Source organism: Actinoplanes aureus, assembly GCF_015704865.1.
GTDB lineage: Bacteria > Actinomycetota > Actinomycetes > Mycobacteriales > Micromonosporaceae > Actinoplanes > Actinoplanes aureus.
The window spans coordinates 180,331-199,408 of record NZ_JADQTO010000010.1; the positions used below are offsets into that span (position 1 = coordinate 180,331).

Consider the following 19,078-nt stretch of genomic DNA (forward strand, 5'->3'; position numbering starts at 1 on the left):
CCGCCGCTTCCCCTCGGCGGGCCCGCACCACTCACCCCTGACTCGCGCGCGTCGGTGTGAAGGTCTCCGCCAGCTTCGGGTCGCCGAAGAGCGTGATCACCAAGATCCCGTCCTCGGCGACCGTCAGCACCGCCACGCCGAACGGCTCGCCGCGGAACCACGCCACCACGGCGGGCTGGCCGTTCGCCTCGGTCGCCACCATCCGCCACTCCCCCGCGACGCCCATCGACGGCGTCGCGAAGGCCAGGCACGCCTCACGACCGGCGTACGAGGTCGGCGAGCCGACCGGCTCGATGGCCGCGTCCGCGCGCAGCACGTCGCGGAAGGCGTCGGCGTCGGACGCCTCCCACGCGGCCATGTATCCGGCGAGCAGCTCCCGGGCCCGGGGCGAGGCGGCGTCCAGCACGTCGTCGCGAGCCGGTGCCACCTCGGCGAGCCGGGCCCTGGCCCGCTGGAGGGCGCTCTTCACGGCCGGCACCGACATGTCGAGCGCCTCGCCGGTCTCGGCCGCGGAGAAGGCCAGCACCTCCCGCAGCAGCAGAACGGCACGCTGCCGGGGTGCCAGGTGCTGCAACCCGGCCACGAAGGCGAGCCGCACGCTCTCCCGCTCGGTCACCAGGTCGAGCGGGTCGGTGGGGAACGGCTCGAGCAGCGGAGCGAGCTCGTCCGGGCCGAGGCCGGACGTGAGCGCGCGCCGCTCGCGGCCCTCGATCACGGTCAGACAGACGTTCGTGGCGATCCGGTAGAGCCAGGTGCGCACCGACGAGCGCCGCTCGAACGTCTCCCATCCGCGCAGCGCCCGCACGTACGTGTCCTGCACGACGTCCTCGGCCTCGTGATAGGCGCCGAGCATCCGGTACACGTGGGCGAACAACCCGCGCCGTTCCCCCTCGAACGCCTTGGTCAGAGCCCCAGTCTCGGGCGCACCCATGCGGCCAGCCTCCCGATCGCCTCGTCGGCAACCGGTGCGCGTCCGGCGGCCATCTGGAACGTGTGCAGCTGCCCGTCGAACACGTCCAGCTGGGCTCCGGTCAGCTTCGCGAGGCGCTCGCTGTCGCCCCGGCCGCTCTCGTCGCCGCCGCACTGCACGTAAATCGGCGGCAGAGCGGACAGGTCGGCGTGGAAGGCGTTGACCGCGGGCTCCAGTCCGCTCGTCCCCTCAGGCAGGTACTGCTGGAGGAGACCCTGCACCATCGGCCGGGTGAAGAAAAGGTCGGTGGCGGCGTTCTCCTCGTAGGAGGTCGCGGTCTGCGCCGGGTCCGTGTCGATCCACGGCGACAGCAACAGCAGCGCGGCCGCGCCGGGCTCGCGGAGGGCGACCTGCACGGCCAGGCCGCCACCGGCGGAGTCGCCGGCCAGCGCCACCTTCTGGGCGCGCGCCGCCGCCCACCGGTACGCCGTGACCGCGTCCTCGATCTGCGCCGGGTAGCGGAACTCGGGAATGTGCCGGTAGGTGGCGAGCAGCACCCGCACGCCGGCCGACTTCGCGAGGTGCCCATACATCTTGCGGTGGGTGTAGAGCGACCCGCCCACGAAGCCGCCGCCGTGCAGCGCGACGATCACCCGGTCGGGGTCGGCGCCGTGCGGGCTGAGCCACATCGCCGGCACGCCGCCCGCAGACACCTCCACGTAGTCCAGGCCGCGCGGCTCGGCCGTCACGTCGCCCCACTGGTCGTCCTCGCCCATGTCCCCGGCGGCCCAGCGGGCGTACATCTCCTTTATCGCATCCATGTGAATACCGACCGTGGGCGCGCTCGAAAGGAATCGGTCGGCGGGCCGCCGGATCCATGCGGTTTGCGAGCGACCACCCGCATGGGCCCGGCGGGCGCGTCAGAGCCGGGACCGGGTGCGTGGCCGCGCGGCTCGGCGGGAGGTGTGGTCCGGCGCGGGGCGGCCGATTACGCGTACCCGATGGGGAACTGCACCTCGGTGAGCAAATCGTCCTGGGTGACCGACTGCGGGTCGTTGAGATAGATCTCGCGGGGCGGGCCGGCGTGCTGGTGGCCCTGCTCCTGGATCCAGCCGGTCACGTAGTGGTAGGCGGGCGAGATCTCCGCATAGGGCCCACGGTGGACGGTGGCGGCCACCTGACCGCCGGGGATCTCGGTGGCCCGGACCGGACCGTCGGGGAATGCCGTGCCCGGCTTCACCGGGATGCAGATCTCGATGTCGCCGTCGGTCTGCTCGTCGACCACATCGTGGTGGATGACGAACGGCTTGCAGGTCGGGCCGGCGCCGGCGGCCGTGACGGCCTGGACCAGTGTGCCGAAGCCGCGCTGCACGTCGGCGCCGGCGGTGGCGAGGCTGATCCGCAGCCGCAGGGCCGCGACGAACCTGGGTTCGACCTGCTTGACGGTTACGTGGTAGGGCATGACGCCTTCTCCTCGATCGATGAGCCGTTCGAGGAACCGCAGCATCCGCTCCTGCTCCGCCAACCGCTCCAGCAGCCGCTCCCGGTGCATGTCCAGGCGCTTGCCGGTCAGCTCCGGATCGTCCTCGGCCAGCACCTCGCGGATCTCGTCGATCGGCATGCCGGTGGACCGCAGGATGCGGATCGCCTCGGCGCGGTTGGCCTGGACCCGGCTGTAGAACCGGTATCCGGATGACGGGTCGACCCGCAGCGGTTTCAGCATGCCCTGCTCGTCGTAGAAGCGCAGCGCCTTGATCGACAGCCGGGTCATCCGGGAGAAGCGGCCGATCGGGATCAGGTCGGTCATGGGTTCCTCCTTCCTGGACTCGAGCTTGGAGTCTCCCCCAGGAGGAGAGTCAAGCCCGGCCGGATCACCGGCCGGGCTTGCCACAAATTCAAGATCAGAGCGAGACGACCCGCCCGCCCAGCGTGACGACCAGCTTGCCGTCGGCGGCGAACGACCAGCCCAGCGCACCGGTGTACGACGCGCACCGGGACCCGTTGCTGCCGGACCAGAACTGGTTCGAGCTGTCCGAGTTGCCGATGATCCGGTCGTTGGTGCCGCTGCCGCTGCGGCAGGACGTGTTGTTGCGGAACACGTGCGAGCCCTCGTCGAAGTTGAAGTTGCGCTCGGCGTTGTCGATCGAGAGGTTGTTGGAGATCGTCATCGAGCCCGGGTTGCTGTTGTAGGTGAACCCGTGCTTGCCGTTGTCGTAGGCGATGCTGCGCCGCACCACGTGGTTGACGCCGATGTCCTCCCCGCCGAGCTTGTAGCCGTTGCGGTCGCCGGCGCCGGCCTGCCCGCCGTTGCTCAGCGTGCCGTTCTCGTAGGCGAGCGAGTCCTCGATGGTGACCACGCCGATCGGCCCGGTGTCGGTCTTGGTGTAGAGGTCCCAGCCGTCGTCGATGTTGTGGTGCGACACCGTGTAGCGGAAGACGTTGCCGGAACCGACCGTCAGCTTCGCGGCGAACCCGTCCGCGTCCTCGCCGTCGGAGTCGGCGTTGTCGTGCGACTCCGACGAGAGCACCAGGTTGTTCGCCGGCCACTGCGAGTTCGGGGTGTCCGAGGCGATCCGGGAGATCTGCAGGCCGCTGTCCCGGTTGAAGCGGGTCACCGTCCGCTCGACGATGTTGTTGCTGCCGCCGATGAAGATGCCGTTGTCGCCGGCCCGCTCCACGATCAGGCCCTGGACGTGCCAGTAGTTGCCGTTGACGGCGAGGCCACGGGCGGCCGGGTCCTCGGCCTGAGCGGAGAAGTTCAGGATCGGCCGCTCACCCGGGTACGCGACGATCTTCTTCAGCGCGCCGGCGGAGCCGTTGTTGCCGGGCGCGACGGTGATCGTCGAGGCGGAGTTGTAGGTGCCGCCGCGCAGATAGATCGTGCCGCCGGCGGCGATCCGGGTAATCGCGGACGGCAGCGTCGTCGGTGCGGCCTGGGTGCCCGCGGCACTCGCCGAGCCGTTGGGCGCCACGTAGAGGGCGCCGCTGACCGGAGGCGGCGTCGAGGTGGACGGGCTGGGAGACGGGCTGGCTGACGGGCTGCCGCTCGTCGGCGGGCTGCTCGTCGGCGGCGTGGTGCCACCCGTGCTGACCGTGACGTCGTCGAAGCCGGCGGACGCGTAGCCGGTCTGCAGGCCGATCCGTCCGGTGCCGGCGACCGAGCTGGTTCCGGAGCCGACCGCGGTGCCGTCGACGCTGCCGCTGATCGTGGTGCCGGAGACGGTCAGGCTCAGCGTGTACCAGGAGCCGGTGGCCACCGTGCGCGCCGCGCTGCCCAGCACGGTGACGTTGCCGCTGTTGACCGCCTGCAACTGGGCCTGGTTGCCGGGCAGCAGCGCCAGGCGGTAGAACGTCGTCGAGCTCTTCGCCCGGGCCAGCAGGCCGACGAAACCGTTGGCGCCGAACGAGAGCGGCTTGACCTTCGCCGAGACGGTGTAGTCGGTCCAGGCCGCGTCACCGGCGAACTGCCGGGCGTTCTCGCTGCTCGCGTTCGTCTGGCGCAGGGTCTGCGAGCCGTCGGCCGCCACCGACCATGTGCCGCCCGACCTGGACCACCCGCTGGTGCTGCCGGACTCGAAGTCGGCGGTGAACACGGTGGCCGCCTCGGCGTTGGTCACGGTGGCGACCAGCGCCATGGTCACCACCGTGACCAGCCCGCCGGCACCGGCCCACCGGCGCAGGGTTGGAGCCATGGGTGTTTCTCCTGTCGAGAATGGATTCCGCCGGCATGGACGAGCCCAATACGAATACGAATGGGGAATACGTTTCCGCAGATAGCGGCGCGTCCGGGAGTGGGGATCCGGCGGGTCCGGGGACGGTTATTCCGTGTTGGAATCTGCCATCGACGAGATAACCGAGTCAACAGAATCGATTTGCAGGTTTGTTGCAGAAAGCACGGGAGAGGGGCCGCACGGCCCCTCTCCCAGCGGTTTCTCAGGCCCGGCGGCGCGGGGATCCGGCCAGATAACCATGGGGGTACGGCAGCGGCATCTCGCCCGCCGCGGTGAGCCGTTCCATGCTCTTGTCGTCCAGCGACCACCCGGACGCGCCGAGGTTGTCGTCGAGCTGTTCGAGCTTGCGGGCCCCGATGATCGGCGCGGTGACGCCCGGCCGCTGCATCAGCCAGCGCAGCGCCACCTGCGCCGGGCTGTGCCCCACCTCCTCGGCGACGGCGAGCAGCGCGTCGGTCACCGACCAGGTCCGCTCGTCGACGCTCTTCTGCCAGTCGCCGAGCCAGGGCTGCTTGTCGCCCTCCCAGCGGGTGTCCGGCGGCGCCGAGGTCATCCCCCGCCGGTACTTGCCGGTGAGCCAGCCGCCCCGCATCGGCGACCACGGGATGATGCCGACGCCCTCGTTGCGGCTGACCGGCACCTGTTCCAGTTCCACCTCCCGGTCGATCAGGTTGTAGAGCGGCTGCAACGCCACGAACGGTTCCCAGCCGCGGTGCCGGGCCACGTCGATCGTCTTCTGCAGCTGCCAGCTCGCGTAGTTGCTCGCACCGAGGTGACGGACCTTGCCGGAGCGGACCAGCCCGTCGAGAGTGGACAGCGTCTCCTCGAGCGGAGTGGACTCGTCGAAGCAGTGCACCTGGTAGAGGTCGATGTAGTCGGTACGCAGCCGGCGCAGGCTCGCCTCGACCGCGGCGATGATGTGCTTGCGCCCGGCGCCGTGGTCGTTCGCGGCCTCGCCGGTGCTCCAGAAGAACTTGGTGGCGATGACCAGGTCGTCCCGGCGCCGGGAGGACAGCCACCGGCCGATGATCTCCTCGGAGGCGCCACCGCCGTAGACGTCGGCGGTGTCGATGAAGTCGCCGCCGGCCTCGACGTAGCGGTCCAGCAACCGGTGCGAGGTCGCCTCGTCGGCTTCCTTGCCGAACGTCATCGTGCCGAGGCAGAGCTCGCTGACCCGAAGTCCACTGGCGCCCAGATATCTGTGTTCCATGACCGTCATTCTGGTGCCAGGGAACCGGACCGGCAGCCCACGATTCCGGACCTGGCCGCCGCGCGAAGCGGACGGCCGCGCACTACAGCCGGAACGCTTGCGGCATGACGAACGCTCTGCTGCGCCGGTGGCCGTCCGCGCTCGGGCTCACCGCCGCCGTGCTCGTACTGATCTTCGGCGCCGACCGGGAGAGCGCCTCGACCTCGGTGAACGTCGCCGTGCTCTGCTATTTCGCCGCGGCCGCGTTCGACCGGCGCTGGGTGGCCTGGGCCGGGGTTGCCGGCTTCAGCGTGGTGGTGTTCGCCGCGGAACTCGGCGGGGTGCCGTGGTGGGCGGCGTTCGCGGTGGTCGCGGTCCTGCTGCTCGGCGCCGGCTTCGCGATCCGCGCGCCGCGGCACGCCCTGCTGGCCCAGGCCGGGGCAGCACTGGCGTACGGCGCCCCGGCCGTCGTCGCCCTCTACCTGTCCCCGCTCGCCGGGGCGATCCTGGCCGGCCTGTCCCTCGCCACGCACGCCGCCTGGGACCTGGTCAACTACCGGCGCAACACGGTGGTGCCGCGCTCGCTGTCCGAGGCGTGCATGCTCCTCGACATCCCCCTCGGTATCGGCGTGATAATCCTCGCCGCCGCGGCGTGACATCCGGCTTGTGGGGCCGGTCACACCGGCGCGCCGTCACGCGGAACCGGCCGCCGTTGTCTTCAGGCACATGACCTCACCTCTCTCCACCCTCCGCCGTGACTTCGGCGGCGATGTCATCGAGCCCGGCTCGGCGGAGTACGAGCCGGCCGCCCGCACCGTGCTGGCGTGGGGCCGCCCGGCCGTGGTGCTGCGCCCCGGGACCGTCCGGGACGTCCAGGCCGCCGTTCGTTTCGCCGCCGGCACCGGCCTCCCGCTCTCCGTACGAGGCGGCGGCCACAGCTTCCCCGGCTTCGGCACCAACGACGGCGGCGTGGTGATCGACCTCGGCCGGCTCGCGACCGTGGAGATCGTCGACGAGACGGCACACCGGGTCCGGATCGGCGGCGGCGCCACCTGGGGACAGGTCGTGGACGCCCTCGCACCACACGCCCTGGCGATCTCCTCGGGCGACACCAGGAGTGTCGGCGTCGGCGGGCTCACGCTGGGCGGCGGCATCGGCTGGAAGGTCCGCAAGTACGGCCTGGCCCTGGACAGCCTGGTCGCCGCGCAGGTGGTCACCGCAGCCGGCGAGGTCGTCCGGGCCAGCGCGACGCAGAACCCGGAGCTGTTCTGGGCGATCCGCGGTGGCGGCGGCAACTTCGGGATCGTGACCGCCTTCGAGTTCACGGCGCACCCGACGACGGCCGTCTTCCACGGCCGGATCACCTTCCCCGCGGCGGAGGCGGCCGCCGTGCTCCAGGGGTGGGCGGACCATCTCCGCACCGCGCCCGAGGAGCTCACCTCCGTCGCCGAGCTGATGGGCGGGCCGGCACCGATCGGGATCACCGTGGTCTTCGACGGCGACGACCCGCGGGGGGCGGCCGAGGCGATCGACCCGCTCCGCCGGCTCGGCACGGTCCTGGACGACGACGTGACGCTCAAGCCGTACGCGGACACGCTCGTCGAGGGCCCGGTCCCGCCGCCCGGCATCCGGTTGGTGACCCGCAGCGGGTTCGTCGCGAAGGAGTCGGTGACCCCGGCCCTGCGGATCCTGACCGAGTCCGAGCCCGAGCCCGAGCCGTTCATCGCCGTCCGCAGCCTCGGCGGTGCGGTGTCCCGGGTCCCCTCCGGCGCCACCGCGTACCCGCATCGTCAGGCGGAGCTGATGATCGTCACGTCGGTCGCCGGACCCGCCCCGGTGCTGCCTCAGGCGCTCTGGGACCGGCTCGAGCCGCACGTGACCGGCCCGTACGCGAACTTCCTCACCTCCACCGAGGACGAGATCTACCCACCCGAGGTCTACGAACGGCTCGCGGCGGTCAAGCGTCACTACGATCCCGGCAACCTGTTCGCCCGCAACCACAACATCCGGTCAGTCGTGTAGCAGCAGGTCGTGCAGGTGGGCGACGCATTCCGCGACCGCCTCCAGGTGGGCGTTGTGCCCGAACGAACGCGGCCGCGGGATGTCCACGCCGAGCACCTTGCGCACCCGCCCCGGCCGCGGGCTGAGCACCACCACCCGGTCCGCGAGCAGCACCGCCTCCTGGATGGAGTGGGTGACGAAGACCGTGGTCGCCGACCGGGCCAGGTGCAGGTCCTGCAGCTGGCCGGCCATCTCCTCGCGGGTCAGCGCGTCCAGCGCGGAGAACGGCTCGTCCATCAGCAGCACGCGCGGCTGCTGGATCAGCGCCCGGCACAGCGCCACCCGCTGCTGCATGCCGCCGGACAGCTCGTACGGATGCCGATCGTGGAACCCGGCCAGCCCCACCGCGTCGAGCAGTGCCACCGCGCGGTCCCGGTACTGCTCGCGCGGCAGCCGCCGGATCTCCACCGGCAGCATGACGTTGCCCAGCGCGGTCCGCCACGGCAACAGCGCCGGGACCTGCTGCATCAACGCGACCGGCGCACCGCTGACGGTGACCGTTCCGGCGCTGGGTTCGAGCAGCCCGGCGATCAGCCGCAGCAGGGTCGACTTGCCGCACCCGGACCGGCCGATGACGGCGACGAACTCGTTCTCGGCGACACTCAGATCGATGTCACGCAGCGCCTGGACCGCGCCGAAACTGCGCGACACCCGGGTCAGTTCGATCATGCGCTGATCGCCCGCGCCCACGGCACCAGCCACCGTTCGAGGGCCACGACCAGGTAGAACAGCACCGTGCTCAGCACCGCGAGCAGAACGATCGCGGCGAACGCGAGCGGCGTGTCGAACGACATGCCGGACAGCACGATCACCGCGCCGAGCCCGCTGGTCGGGTTGCTGATCTCGGCGACCACCGCGCCGATCACCGCGAGCGAGATGGCGACCTTCAGCCCCACGAACACCTGCGGCAGTGCCCATGGCAGGCGGATCTTGACGTACGCCTGCCAGACGCTCGCCGACAGCGACCGGGCCAGCTCGCCCAGCTCCGCCGGCGTCGACGTGAGCCCGGCCATCGTCGCCACCAGGATCGGGAAGAAGCAGATCAGCACGACCAGCACGATCTTCGGCCGGGCCCCGAAGCCGAGCCAGACCACCAGCAGCGGGGCCACCGCGACCTTCGGCACCGAGTTCAACGCGACGAGCACCGGCAGGGTGGCGCGTTCCAGAGATCGCCACGCGGTCAGCAGCACCGCCAGCAGCAGCCCGGCCACGGTTGCGATGCCGAACCCGGTCACCGTCCCGGTCAGCGTCGCGCCGGCCTCCCGCAGCAGGTAGGCGGGCTGGGCCCGGAACGCGGCGACGATGTCCGGCGGGGCGGGCAGGATGAACGAGCGGATCCCGAACACGGCGGTGGCCGACCACCAGAGCGCGATCGCGCTCACCGCGCCGAGCACCGGCAGTCCCCAGGTCCGGGCCCGGGTCACCGGCGGCCCAGCGTCGAGTAGGTGAAGTGACCGCGGATCACCAGGGCCGGATCGACGGCCAGCCGGCACAACCGGGCCAGCTCGGCTTCGGTGAGCCCGGCCGCACGCAACCCGGCGCCGACCTGTGCCACGTTCACCGCGATCAGCCGGGCGCCGGCCGAGCCGCCGGCCCAGGACTCCGCCCGGATCTCGGTGCGCACGTCGCCGAGGCCGGCGGCGAGCAGGGCGGCATGCGCCCGGCCACCCCACGCCGGGTCGGCGCCGTTGGCCGGCAACAGCCGCTCCACCACGATGCGGTGGTAACGCTCGACCAGGTCGGCGGCGGCCGCGTCGGGCGCGGCCAATACCACTTCGGGGTACGCGGAAAGCCAGTCCTCGACCAGCAGGACGCCGTCCGGGGCCAGAGCGCCGACGAGGCGCTGAACGATCTCGGCCCGGCCGGGAAGATGAGCCAGCACCAGGCGGGCGTGGATCAGGTCCCACGGCGGGTCGGGGACCGGCTCGGTGGCCAGATCGTGGCGCAGCACCGCGTAACCCTGGTCGACCGGCAGGTGACGCGGGTTGAGGTCGGTGGCCAGCACCTGCCCGCGTGGACCGGTCCGAGCCGCCAGCCATCCGGCGATGCTGCCCCCGCCGGCGCCGGCCTCGAGGCAGCGGCGGCCGGTGAGATCGCCGAGCGCGGACAGCCGCTCCACCGTGAACGGGTCGTTCATCTCGGCGAGCAGTTCGTGCCGCTCCGCCGCTGCCGGGTCGTCGTTGTCGAAGGAGTAGGCGGCTCTCATCCGGTGGGCACCAGGTCGAAGTCGACCACCGTGTCCGGGGTCAGCCCCGGCTTGATCAGCGCCTCGCCCTCCAGGGTGGCGAGGGCCTTGGCGACCCGGTCCCGCTCGATCACGCCGGACGCCTTCACGTACGGCGCCATCAGGGTGATCTCACCGACCGCGGCCGTCACGTCGGCGGCCGGCTGGGCCTTCTTGAGGATCTGCGCCGCCTCGTCCGGATGCTCCAGGGTGTACTGAAGGCCCTTGAGGGCGGCGTCACGGAACCGCTTGGTGAGGTCCGGGTCGCCCTCGACGATCGAGGTGGGCGCGATCAGCCCGTTGCCGAACAGATCGGGCAGGTACTCGCTGTACGGCAGGACCACGGTCTTCTTCCCGCCGGCCGCCTTCTCGATGCCGCGCTGCCCGATCAGGAAGGTGCTCAGCGCGTCGACCCGGCCGCTGGCCAGCAGCGTCGGCAACTGCGCGGGCGGCGCGTTTACCCACTCGACCTTGGACTCGTCGATGCCGGCGAGTTTCGCGTACCCCGGGAAGAGCAACTGGTTGACCGAGCCGGTGGCGGCGCCCAGCTTGCGACCCTCCAGGTGTTTCGGCTCGGTGATTCCGGAGCCCTCGAGGGTGATGATCGAGACCAGGGTCTGCTGGTGCACCGCCGCGAACGCGCGGATGTCGGTGTACTGACCCTTGCCGGACAGGATCCACGTGCCGGTCAGGTCGAGGTTGGCGAACTGCGCCTGCCCGGCGGCGAGGACCTTCAGGTTCTCACCGGTGGCGGCGCCCAGCCGGATGGTGACGTCGAGGCCGGCGTCGCGGAAGTAGCCCTTTTCCTGGGCCACCCAGGCGAACGCGTCCCGGCCGACCGCTCCGAAGGCGGTCAGGTAAGTGATTTTGTCGGCCGGCTGTGAGTCCTCTCCGGAGTCCCCGGAATCCCCACAACCGGACATCAACCCCGCGATCAGCAAGATCGCTGCAAATTGTGCGCAGATCCTCCTCATGCCATGATCCCCCGCTTCGGCGACAAATCCGCTGAAACGATACCGCTCGATGGGCAAGATCGGCATGGGGTGGGTGGGCGGGCCGACCGGCCCGCCCGCCCACGCAGAGCTACCGGCTGTACGCCTGGAACTCCGCGATCCGTACGTTCTGCGCCTGCGGGCTCGCCGTCGCGCAGTCGGTCGCCGCCCGCGGGTCGGCGTCCTGCTCACCGGCGTAGTCCGGCCCGCCGGTGCACTGGTTGGTCACGACCTCGATGCGCAGGTGCGTGGCCGTCGTCGACGGGATGTCGAACGACCTGACGATCAGCTGCGGGGCGCGGGGCCGCGGGGCGACCGCCGGGAACGCGTCCCGCTTGCTGGTGTAGACGGCCTTGAAGTCGGTCGCGGCCGAACACGTGACCGTGGCCGTCGCCGTGCAGGCCGACACCCGGAACTGCCGCAGGGCCGAGAAGCGGCTCTGCGCGCCGGCGTCCGGATCGGTGGTGATCTGCGGGCGCAGCATCGCGCTGACCTGCACCCGGCGGACCCGCTGCGCCTCGCCGCTGAGGTCAACGGTGACCTGCTTGCCGGCCACCGGGCTGCCCAGCGACGCCCAGTTGGTCGCCTCGTCGTCGTCGGCGATCCGGGCCAGGTTGATGCCGTCTCCGCTGACCGTGGCGCCGGACGTGGCGGAGGCGAGGTTGCGCGGCATCCGCACGTAGAGCCGCTCCGACTCCCCGGACCGCAGGGACGTCGCGCTCACCCGGGCGTGCCCGTGACCGGGTGCCTGGGCGATGAACCCGTACGTGCCGGCCACCAGGCTGACCTGGTCGGTGAGCGGCGTCGCCGGGTCGGTGTCGGCGACCGGGACGGCCCGGGCCTGGTAGTCACCGACGAACAGCTTCGCACCGGTCACGGCCTTGCCGTTCTCGTCCACCGGACGGAAGGTGACGGTCGCCTCCCTGGCGTGCGGCGAGGTGAAGCCCGGCCGCGGGTCGGCGTCGGTGGCGCCGTTGCTGAGCGCCGTCTCGCCGAGGCCGCGCTTGGCGAACGCGTTCCAGATCAGATCCTGGTTCTTGCCGCCGAAGCGGACCCGGTCCGCGCCGAGCAGCGCGTCGCGGGCGTCGACCTGGCTGTTGGCGCTGTTCGCCATCAGCAGGAACGAGTCGAGGACGAGCTGGATCCAGCGCCGGTTGCCCGGGCACTTGGTCACCGGCACCTTGCCGTTGGCGCAGGCCTTCTGCAGGGCGGCGTTGCCGTCGCCGTACCGCTTGAGGAACGCGGCACGGACGTCGTAGTTGGCCGCGCTCCACACCTCACCGGAGGCGTGCACCTGCAGGCCGACGAAGTCGTAGTCGACCGAGCTGTAGTTGAGCGGGCTCTTGGTCATGTTGTAGTTACGGATACCGGCGTTCTCGTCGCTGGTCACGTACTCACCGATGGTGAAACCGCGGCTGCCGCGCTGCGCGTAGCCGTGCTCGGCGAGGTACTCCACCGACAGCAGGTCCGACCAGCTCTCGCTCATGCCCTGCGGCGAGCTGAGACCGGCGTCCGGACCGGCGATCATCCGGTTGGTGATGGCGTGGGTGTACTCGTGGGCGATCACCGACATGTCGTAGTCGCCGTCGACGCACGGGGCGTAGAAGACACCGGCGATCGGCTGCCACAGGTACATGTTCGTGATCGGCGCGACCCCGTCCTCCGGGGTGATCTGGTTGGCGTTGTTACGGGCGGCGAAGTCCGGCGGGCCGCCGCTGATGCCACCGGCCTGCGCGTTGCCCTGCTCCGGGTCGTTCGGCAGCCCACCCGGCCGCGGGTTCTCGTCCTGCATGTTCCAGGTGGCCTCGGTGAAGCCGAGGTTGTACGACCAGTCGTGCATCCGGTTGTGCTGCGCGAACAGGTTGGCCCGGGCGGCGTCGATGTCGTTACGCGTCGGCGTGTCGAAGGCGGTCGGCGCGCACTGCTCGCGGTGCCACTGGTTGGTCCACGGGTACTGGTACTCCCGGGTCGGGCTGGGCGTGGCGAGCTCGGTGCCGACCGTGAACGGGTCGTTGGAGTTCCAGTTGTGCACCGCGAACGCGTTGTTGCCGCGCGTGGTGAAGGTCGGCTCGCCGGTCGCCGGGTCCACGTCCCAGGGCAGCGGCGACGCCGGGTTCCCGACCACCTCGTCGCAGCCCCGCTGCGGCGTCCAGCACCAGGTCTTGCGGGTGTCCGCCGAGGAATAGCTGGTCGGCGGCGAGTTGGGGAAGACGTCCCACTCCGGGTTGTCGCTGTGCGAGTCGACGATGTTCTGGCGGACCAGGACCGAGCCGTCCCGGGCGTCCACGTGCGTGGTGTACGCGATCGGCTCGGCGCTGTTCAGGCCGTCGCCGAGGGTGACCCGGTACGCCGCACGCGCACCCTGGTCGGCGGTCGGCACCGCGACCAGCTTGGTGGCCAGGATCGTCGCATTCGGAATGCCCGCGTCGGTCCGGGCGATGCGCTCGGCGTCGGCCGCGGTCAGCGTGGCGGGCGCGGGTGCGCCGGCGTCCCGGGAGAGCGAGGAGCTCACGTACCACACCTTGCCGTCGCGCACGCCCACCGAGAGCAGGCCGTCGACGCCGGCGACCAGGTCACCGAACTTCTGCCGCATCACGACCGCGGCGCCCTCCCCGAGCGGCGCGCTCGTCAGCACCTCGAGGGCGTCCGCCCCCTCGGCGGTGAGCCCCAGCATGTCCCGGTTGGCGGCGACGTACGCCTTCGCCGCGGCCACCGGATCCGCGGCCAGCCCGGTGGCCAGCGGTTCCTCGGTGGCGGTCAGCGCCGCCGGCGTGCCGAGCGCGTTCCACCGCGCCTCGGCGCCCGCCTCAGCGGCCTGCGCTTTCTGCTGCGACGTCGGGGCGATCCGGCCCCGACGGTTGTCCTTGATCTTCGCGTGGTCCTCGTCGCCGTGCACTTTGACGCCCTCGGGAGCCCGGGCCGGGCTACCTGGCGCCGCGTTCCCGCCGGATCCTGCGGCGAGCACGAGCACTGCGGCGACGATTGTTGCGGTGGTGCCCGCCAACGCACGGGATGGTGTGCGCACGGTACCTCCTCTTTGGACGGCAATAACCGGTCGCCTTGATCCGACCCCACAGCCGAGGGGTCACGACATGGGCCGAACGTCCAGAATCGAGGTACGTCGATAAGATCATCGAAAAGAAAGCGGGGCCGGATCCGTCCGGCCCCGCTCTCTTGATGATCGGTCAGAACTTGACCTTGACACCGACCTTCTTGCAGGCGGCGTTGAGCGACGTGCCCGCCTTCTCGAAGGCGGGGTCGCCGGCCGCCTCGACCGGGTCCGGCGCCGCGGCGGCCTTGGCGGACTGCGCGGCGACCTCCTTCATGGCCGCCGCCACCTTGCTGTCGGCAGTCCCGACAGCCTCGGTCAGCGTCCGGTCCATGTCGTCGAGGATGGCCTTGTAGTCGCCGGCCGACGGCTCCGTACCGGACCCGACCAGCGTCACCATCGCCTTGGTCATCGCCTTGGCGGCCTTGTCGGCCTCCTGGCAGAGCGCCTTGTCGTCAGCCGGGGCAGCGGCCTCGGTCGGCTCGGCCGGCGCGGTGGTGGCCTCGGCCGCGGCCGTGGTGGCCGCGGTCGTCGGCGTGGAGCCGGCAGTGGTATCGGCGTCGTCGCCACCACACGCGGCAACGGTCATGAGAAAGGCGCCGGTCAGGGCGACTGCAACAAGTCGGGTACGAATCACGCGTGGACCGTAGTCGATACCACCGACAAGATCAATTAGTGGTCGTTTGAGACGGCACGATACGGGCATTCCTCCGCCGGACGATCACCCACGACCGGAGGTTGGAAATGAGCGACCCGCGAGTCGACGACGAGCTGTCCAGCACGCTGGACGCGGACACCGACACCGAACAGCTCCGCAACGGCGGGCCGCCGCCGGCCGACGGCGGCATCATGACCACCACCGGCGGCACCGCCGGCCCGGCCAGCTTCCCGGACCGGCCCCGCTCCGGACCCGGCGTGGCGAACACGACCACCGGCGACGCCACGACCGGTGCCTTGCGGACCCCGGCCGACGAGTACACCAGCGACAGCGCGGGTTAGCCCACCGCCTTGACCTCGACCGGGATGCCGTTCAGCACGCTGTTGCCGGACAGCGGGTCGACGACGAGCTCGTCGGTGAGCAGGTTCGAGTTCACGCCCGGGTGGGCGGCGGCGACCGCGATCCGGGTACCCGGTAGGTCGTGCCCCCATCCGTGCGGCAGGCTCACCACCCCGGGCATCACCCGGTCGGTGACCTCGACCCGCGCCGACAGGCCACCCGCGCGGGACGTCACCTGCGCCTCGCCGCCGTCCGCCAGGGCGAGCCGGGCGGCGTCCGCCGGGTGCACCTGAAGCGTGCACCGGTCCCGGCCCTTCACCAGGGCCGGGACGTTGTGCCCCCAGCTGTTGTTGGACCGCAGATGCCGGCGGCCGATCAGCACCAGGTCGGCGCGGTGCCGGTCCAGCGCACCCCGCAACCGGGAGGCCTCGTCACCGATCTCCGGCACATACAGCTCCACCGTGCCGCTGGGTGTCTTGAGCACCTCCGGGACGCGCGGCTGCAACGGCCCGAGGTCGACGCCGTGCGGGCTGGCCAGCAGCCGGTCCAGCGAGAGTCCGCCGGGCCGGGCGCCGAAGCCGTCACCGTAGGCCCCGGCGCGCAGCGCCACGTCGAGCAGCCGCTCGGCCGGGCCGTCCCCGCTGACCAGGTGCCGTTTCCCGGCCGCGCCGGCCTTCTCCAGGGCCTGGGTGAGCAGCGCCTCGTGCAGCGTCGTCGGGTCGGCGCCGGCGCCCCGGCCGGTGACCAGCAGGACCAGCCGGGCCAGGATGTCGCACTCATCCATGCCGGCCGGGTCCGGCGGCAGCACCGGCGGCGAGTACGCCGCGAAGTTGCGCACCGACAGCGCGAGGAACGCGAAGTCGTAATGCCCCTTGCGGGTGCTGTCAGCCGGCGGCAACACGACGTCGGCGTGCCGGGTGGTCTCGTTCAGGTACGGATCCACGCTCACCATGAAGTCGAGCCCGCCGAGCGCCCGGTCCAGCCGCCCGCTGTTCGGCGTCGACAGCACCGGGTTGCCGGCCACCGTGATCAGCGCCCGGATCTGCCCGTCACCGGGGGTCTCGATCTCGTCGGCCAGCGTCGCCACCGGCAGCTCACCCTTGACCTCGGGCAGCCCGCGGACCCGGCTGTGCCACCGCCCGCCCCGGAACCCCTTGCCGCCGGGCCGGCTGTTCGGCCGCAGATGCGGTGCGAGCGGGAACATCACCCCGCCGGGCCGGTCCAGGTTGCCGGTGAGCACGTTCACCACGTCGACCAGCCAGCTGGTCAGCGTCCCGAACTCGACCGTGCAGGTGCCGATCCGCCCGTACACGGCGGCGGTGGGCGCGGCGGCCAGCTCGCGGGCCAGGCCGCGGATCCGCTCGGCCGGCACGTCACAGGCCGCGGTGACCCGCTCCGGCGGGAAGCCGGCGGCCAGGTCGCGTACCTGCTCGACGCCGGTCACGTGCCCGGCCAGCCGGCCCAGGTCGACCAGGTCCTCGGCGAACAGCGTGTGCACGATCCCGAACAGCAGGAACGCGTCCGTCCCGGGCCGGATGAACAGGTGCTCGTCGGCGTGCTCGGCGGTCCGGGTGCGGCGCGGGTCGACCACGATGAACCGGCCGCCGCGCGCCTGGATCGCCTTGAGCCGGCCCGGGAAGTCGGCCGCGGTGGCCAGACTGCCGTTGGACTCCCACGGGTTGGCGCCGAGCATCAGCAGCAGATCGGTGCGGTCCAGGTCGGGCACCGGGATGGTGAGCGGATGGCCGAACAGATAGCCGCAGGACACGTGCTTCGGCATCTGATCGACCGTGCTGGCGGAGAAGATGTTGCGGCTGCCGACCGCCTTCAGCAGCGGGGCCAGGTAGAGGCCACCGGACATGGTGTGCGCGTTCGGGTTGCCGACGTAGAGCCCGACCGCGTCCCGCCCGTACCGCTTGGCGATCGGCACCAGGCCGGCCTCGATGGCGGCGAAGGCCTCGTCCCACTCGACCTCGACGTGCCGGCCGTCGCGGCGCACCAGCGGCCGGCTCAGCCGGTCCGGGTCGCCGGAGAGCTGCCCGAACGTCGCGCCCTTCGGGCACACGAAACCGTGGCTGAAGACGTGCTCGCGGTCGCCGCGCGCGGCGACCACCTCGCCGTCGGCGACGGTGAGCTCGAGGCCGCAGGCGGCCTCGCACAAAGGACAGGTCCGATACGCCGTGCGCATGCTGCCACCAGCCTTCCAGGCGGTTACTGGCGAGTATCCTGCCACGAAATCCAGTTGAACGCCCTTACTTGAAACCCCTTTTCGGTACGAGCGACGGCAGTCTCAGCGAACGTCGGCCGTCCCCGGCTACCGCGCGATCCGGGTGCCCGCTCCCGGCCGCCCGGCGGCCGCCGGGCCCAGGCACGTGGCGTTTCCCGGCGGTCGCGCTGAGGCCGTTCCGCGCAGCCGATCGCGTGGCCGGCGGAGACGGCCCGATTCCGGCGGGACGGCCGGTCACCCGTACCCCGAATCAGGGTGACCGGACGTGCTCAGCTTGCCGTGCAGGTCACCGCGGGGACGCTGTTGGTGCCGGTCCACGAGCCGAGGAACCCGAAGGACGTGCTGGCGCCGGCGGACAGGCGGCCGTTCCAGCCGGCGTTGCGGGCGGTGACCGTGGAGCCGCTGCTGGTCAGGGTGGAGCCCCAGTGGCTGGAGACGGTCTGTCCGTTGGCGTAGGTCCAGGTGACGGTCCAGCCGGTGATGGCGGCGCCGCCCGCGGTGATCTTGACGTCGCCCTGGAAGCCGCCGGGCCACTGGCCGGTCACTGTGTAGGTGGCGGTGCAGGCGCCGGTCGGAGTGCTCGGCGACGGGCTCGGCGACGGGCTGCTGGGGGACGGGCTCGGCGAGGACGGAACGCTCGGCGACGGCGAGGACGGGCCGCCGAAGACGGTGGCCTCCCGGGCGGTGGCCTTGATCCCGTTGGCGCCGTTGAAGATGCGCTCGCCCCAGGTGGTCAGCTGGTCCGGGTTGAAGTTCGTGGCCATGTCCAGGATCGGATCCGTGTTGCCGGCCCACGACCAGCCCAGATAGCCGAGATCCCGGTTGACCGACTCGGCCAGGATCGTCTCGTGGTCGACCTGGCTGGAGTCGAACCGCCAGCCGAACTCACCGATCACCAGCGGCCAGCCCCGGCTCTCGAAGTGATCAAGGTAGGCAGTGATAGACGCGGCGGTGTTGAAGACCGCGTACATGTGGATGGAGAGCACCGTGTTGTCGCGGGTGTCGGCGTCCAGGACCGTCTGGGCGTTGTCGCGCATGACGTACTGCCAGTCCTGGCCCCAGTTCGGCGCGTCGATCATCAGCAGGTGCTCGAAGCCATTGCTGCGCATCTTCTGGATCGCGGCCACGGTGGCGGCGGTCCACTGGCCGGCGTTGGTGTTGCCGATCGGCTCGTTGCCGATGTTGATGACGACGTAGTCCTCCTGGCCGGCGAGCACGCTCTTCAGCCCGATCCAGTAGTCGGCCGCCTGGTCCAGGCTGTACGCCGCGGCGTCCTCGCCGTACCCGGTGGTGTCGTGGTTCTCCAGCACGCAGATCAGCCGGTTCGCCTTGCACAGGTTGATCACGTTGGTGACGTCGGCCGCGCTGTTCGCGGTCCACCGGCCGCCGCTGAGCACGACCCGCACGGTGTTGGCACCCTTCGCCTTGATGTCGGCGAACGAGTTCGTCTGGTTGGTGTACCAGGTGTGCATGTGGTTGATCCCGCGCATCACGAACTTCTGGCCGTTGGCCTCGACGATGTCGGTGCCGGACACGTGCAGGCCGGTGGCGGCGTACGCGGGCGCGACGTGGAAGAGCACGGATGCGGCGGCCGCGAGCAGCGCGGCGCTGAGGACGGCGAGTCGGCGTTTCATTGACCTACCTCTGGACGGGGGACACTTGGGAGCGCTCCCATATGAGCGCTCGTTCATTGACTCA

Annotated in this window: 15 protein-coding genes and 1 pseudogene; 3 read left to right on the plus strand and 13 right to left on the minus strand. The window is 71.2% G+C overall.

Annotation, left to right across the window (positions count from 1 at the left end):
* Positions 1 to 31: 31 nt before the first annotated feature.
* The 5 genes from I4J89_RS22315 to I4J89_RS22335 form a co-directional block, all read right to left on the minus strand.
* Positions 32 to 931, minus strand: coding sequence for an RNA polymerase subunit sigma-70 (locus I4J89_RS22315; RefSeq protein ID WP_196415966.1), 900 nt, complete (start codon positions 929 to 931; stop codon positions 32 to 34).
* Positions 904 to 1,731, minus strand: coding sequence for an alpha/beta hydrolase fold domain-containing protein (locus I4J89_RS22320; RefSeq protein ID WP_196415967.1), 828 nt, complete (start codon positions 1,729 to 1,731; stop codon positions 904 to 906). The genes I4J89_RS22315 and I4J89_RS22320 overlap by 28 nt, the downstream gene beginning before the upstream one ends.
* Positions 1,732 to 1,898: 167 nt before the next feature.
* Positions 1,899 to 2,717 (minus strand): MerR family transcriptional regulator, encoded by an 819-nt coding sequence (locus tag I4J89_RS22325; protein ID WP_196415968.1) that lies wholly within the window; start codon positions 2,715 to 2,717, stop codon positions 1,899 to 1,901.
* Between the two features lie 94 nt (positions 2,718 to 2,811).
* Positions 2,812 to 4,602 carry a right-handed parallel beta-helix repeat-containing protein gene (locus I4J89_RS22330; protein ID WP_196415969.1) on the minus strand — a complete coding sequence of 597 codons (1,791 nt, stop codon included), beginning with the start codon at positions 4,600 to 4,602 and terminating at the stop codon, positions 2,812 to 2,814.
* Between the two features lie 241 nt (positions 4,603 to 4,843).
* The gene (locus I4J89_RS22335) at positions 4,844 to 5,851 is read right to left on the minus strand and encodes an aldo/keto reductase (RefSeq protein ID WP_196415970.1); all 1,008 of its coding nucleotides are present in this window, start codon (positions 5,849 to 5,851) and stop codon (positions 4,844 to 4,846) included.
* Between the two features lie 104 nt (positions 5,852 to 5,955).
* Here I4J89_RS22335 and I4J89_RS22340 point away from each other — a divergent pair, with 104 nt between their 5' ends.
* Together I4J89_RS22340 and I4J89_RS22345 are read left to right on the plus strand one after the other, a co-directional pair.
* A complete protein-coding gene (locus I4J89_RS22340) occupies positions 5,956 to 6,486 on the plus strand; it encodes a hypothetical protein (RefSeq protein WP_196415971.1) in 531 nt (176 codons plus the stop codon).
* A gap of 70 nt (positions 6,487 to 6,556) precedes the next feature.
* Positions 6,557 to 7,852 carry an FAD-binding oxidoreductase gene (locus tag I4J89_RS22345; protein ID WP_196415972.1) on the plus strand — a complete coding sequence of 432 codons (1,296 nt, stop codon included), beginning with the start codon at positions 6,557 to 6,559 and terminating at the stop codon, positions 7,850 to 7,852.
* Here I4J89_RS22345 and I4J89_RS22350 read toward each other — a convergent pair.
* From I4J89_RS22350 to I4J89_RS22375, 6 genes are all read right to left on the minus strand, one after another.
* Positions 7,841 to 8,560: an ABC transporter ATP-binding protein gene (locus tag I4J89_RS22350; RefSeq protein ID WP_196415973.1), complete on the minus strand. Its 720-nt coding sequence runs from the start codon at positions 8,558 to 8,560 to the stop codon at positions 7,841 to 7,843. The two genes, I4J89_RS22345 and I4J89_RS22350, sit on opposite strands and share 12 nt — an antisense overlap.
* Positions 8,557 to 9,315, minus strand: coding sequence for an ABC transporter permease (locus tag I4J89_RS22355; protein WP_196415974.1), 759 nt, complete (start codon positions 9,313 to 9,315; stop codon positions 8,557 to 8,559). The genes I4J89_RS22350 and I4J89_RS22355 overlap by 4 nt, the downstream gene beginning before the upstream one ends.
* Entirely contained in the window at positions 9,312 to 10,097 is a 786-nt protein-coding gene (locus I4J89_RS22360) for a class I SAM-dependent methyltransferase (RefSeq protein ID WP_196415975.1), read from the minus strand. Before I4J89_RS22360 ends, I4J89_RS22355 begins: the two co-directional genes overlap by 4 nt.
* Positions 10,094 to 11,038 (minus strand): ABC transporter substrate-binding protein, encoded by a 945-nt coding sequence (locus tag I4J89_RS22365; RefSeq protein WP_230859386.1) that lies wholly within the window; start codon positions 11,036 to 11,038, stop codon positions 10,094 to 10,096. Before I4J89_RS22365 ends, I4J89_RS22360 begins: the two co-directional genes overlap by 4 nt.
* Positions 11,039 to 11,198: 160 nt before the next feature.
* On the minus strand, positions 11,199 to 14,132 hold the full coding sequence (locus tag I4J89_RS22370; protein WP_196415977.1) for a M36 family metallopeptidase: 2,934 nt from the start codon (positions 14,130 to 14,132) through the stop codon (positions 11,199 to 11,201).
* A 160-nt stretch (positions 14,133 to 14,292) separates the two neighbouring features.
* Entirely contained in the window at positions 14,293 to 14,793 is a 501-nt protein-coding gene (locus I4J89_RS22375; RefSeq protein ID WP_196415978.1) for a hypothetical protein, read from the minus strand.
* A 161-nt stretch (positions 14,794 to 14,954) separates the two neighbouring features.
* Between I4J89_RS22375 and I4J89_RS22380 the strand changes: the two are divergent.
* Positions 14,955 to 15,155 (plus strand): annotated as a pseudogene (locus I4J89_RS22380) (hypothetical protein); the annotation flags it as partial.
* On the opposite strand, the gene I4J89_RS22385 reads toward I4J89_RS22380, so the two are convergent.
* Complete coding sequence (locus I4J89_RS22385; protein WP_196415980.1) at positions 15,152 to 17,341, minus strand: molybdopterin-dependent oxidoreductase; 2,190 nt, start codon at positions 17,339 to 17,341, stop codon at positions 15,152 to 15,154. The pseudogene I4J89_RS22380 and the gene I4J89_RS22385 sit on opposite strands and share 4 nt — an antisense overlap.
* A gap of 308 nt (positions 17,342 to 17,649) precedes the next feature.
* Positions 17,650 to 19,014: a cellulase family glycosylhydrolase gene (locus tag I4J89_RS22390; RefSeq protein ID WP_196415981.1), complete on the minus strand. Its 1,365-nt coding sequence runs from the start codon at positions 19,012 to 19,014 to the stop codon at positions 17,650 to 17,652.
* Between the last annotated feature and the right edge of the window lie 64 nt (positions 19,015 to 19,078).